Annotated in this window: 2 protein-coding genes; one reads left to right on the top strand and one right to left on the bottom strand. The window is 39.0% G+C overall.

All coding sequences use genetic code 11. The features are described from left to right. On the top strand, nt 1–1,061 hold a 1,061-nt coding region (locus tag HQ49_RS03555), incomplete at its 5' end, for an Eco57I restriction-modification methylase domain-containing protein (protein WP_196296381.1). 79 nt (nt 1,062–1,140) lie between these two features. Here the strand turns inward: HQ49_RS03555 and HQ49_RS03550 are convergent. Further along, a partial coding sequence (locus tag HQ49_RS03550; RefSeq protein ID WP_039418497.1) for an Eco57I restriction-modification methylase domain-containing protein occupies nt 1,141–2,255 on the bottom strand: 1,115 nt, incomplete at its 5' end.

Raw genomic sequence — 2,255 nt, 5'->3', positions numbered from 1 at the left:
GCCCCTCAGGACGCAACGGTTTCGACATTGTCATCGGTAATCCACCATGGGGTGCAAAGTTGTCCTCCGAGGAGAAAGCCAAGTACAAACAACTATATCAGTCTGCTAAAACAATTAAAGGTGTTCAAAAGGGATCACTTGATACCTATAGTCTCTTTATAGAACTGGGCTACACGCTTCTTGTCCAAGATGGAGTGCTCTCTATGATTACGCCCATTTCTATTACTTCCAGTGATGCATTGTCTGGGCTACATCACATATTACTACATAATTGTGAAGACATCTACATATCTTCCTATGCTGTAAGACCTCAACCTGTCTTTGAGAATGCAGTAGCCAATACCTCTATTGTGTCATTCCGTAAGACCTTGTCGCCTGCTAGAAGAGTATATGCTACAAAAATGCACAGGAAGATTAAAGGAGTTAATTTACAACAACTTATAGATAACCTCTCATTTATGGAGGTTCGTGATCATATACTATATGGGCGTATCCCTAAGGTTAGCACAGAGATAGAATTGTCTATTCTTCGCAAGCTATCACAGCACATAAAGCTTGAGGAGCTTATTCAAGAAGAGGGAAGTCCTATTATATACCGTTTTGCTGGAGGAAGATACTTCAAGGTAGTAACCCCTTATAGCAATAGTTCTTCAGCAGAGCGAACACTACGCCTCTCGGAAGACTACGCTTACCCCTTAGGGGCAATTCTTAGTAGTAATTTATCGTTTTGGTTTTATCAAATCTACTCTGATAACCTAAACTGGAAAAACTATGAACTTTCCGAGTTTAGGGTGCCTAATCTTAGTGAGCAGGCGTGCCGAGATTTAACAGAGCTATATCGTGAGTACTTAGAAGATATAGAGCGTAATGCCAAGACTAGACAGACCTCTGCAGCATCAAGCTATACGATAGATAGCTTTAAGGAGTATAAGATAGGACGCTCTAAGTACTTCATAGATAAGATAGACGACTATATCTGTCCGCTGTATGGACTTAGTACCGAGGAAACAGAGTTTATCAAGAACTACGAGATAGAGTTTCGTCTCGGCGATGATGAGTAATACCTTAGAGAACATCAAGATAGGGCTACCCAATGGTACACCTATGGGGTATGTGGGTAGCCCAATAGTTCCTTTGTTTTTATTCATCGTTCTCAAGCAACCGAATCTCCTCATCCGTCAAGGCATAAAGTTCATAGACGAGTTGATCTAGCTGCTGACTATTAGATAGTTCTTTTGGATTTTGGAGTATCTGCTTTGCAAACATTGAAATTTTTTGAGAAATTCCAGGGTCAATTACACTTGGAATAGGTAATGTCCGAATATTCTCTATCAATATTCGCTGAAATGATTGTTTATCTCTAGTTGTTATTTGATATATGTAATCATATAATTTAGAATTGCATAGGCCTAAATAAAACCAGATATCATCTACTCCCTCTGTCCGCAATGTAAGACAATATACAGACTGCAGCACGATACTCCCATTTAGATCGATAGTTGCGTTTATCCGATTTCCCAACTGACGAATAAGAATCTTTTTTTTGGAATAAGATATCAAAGATTTTTTCACCAATTTTCTGTCGATCCATCTGGTTGGGACACTGATCTGATATCTGTGTACATCTTCACCTGCTAGAATGGGTAAATAGCTGTCGAGTTCATCGCTATTCAAGATAGGACTTTTTCTACCTAACTCTTCTCCTCTCCAAACTTGAAATATATTGTCAAACTTGATAGTTGTCTCTAGTTTTTGCCACAAACTAAGTTGAACTGCTGACGCAGCTATTACTTTACAGTCTTCTCGTTCCAAGATACTAGAAACTTTTAGCTCATAACTTTCTTTTTTCCCAGATAACCAGTTTTCTATATTCGTAGCTTTCGTATACGGAAGCACCCGCTCTTGTTCCGATATTTTCTTTTGAGATACGAATATCAGACTTGCTACTTTAGCAACATCAAATACTTGGTCAAGATGTAGCCAGACTAAGATTTGTGTCTGTTTGAGAAGCACTCTTCTTAGGCTCGCAAAATTTGAGCGTCCGATAAAGGAATCTGGTATTATAAGAGAGTTAATCCCTCTACTACATAGGAGATTGCTCCCCAGCTGAATGAATAGAGAGAAAATGTCAAATTGATTATCCGTATAAGGATACGCCTTTCTGTAAATTCTTTTATATTCTACTGAGATCTCTTTTAACCTAATATACGGTGGATTACCGATGACAATGTCGAAACCGTTGCGTCCTGAGGGGC

This window comes from Porphyromonas gulae (assembly GCF_000765945.1).
Classification (GTDB): Bacteria; Bacteroidota; Bacteroidia; order Bacteroidales; family Porphyromonadaceae; genus Porphyromonas; species Porphyromonas gulae.
The sequence above is the reverse complement of the archived record's forward strand: the minus strand, read 5'-3'. Positions and strand labels throughout refer to the sequence as shown.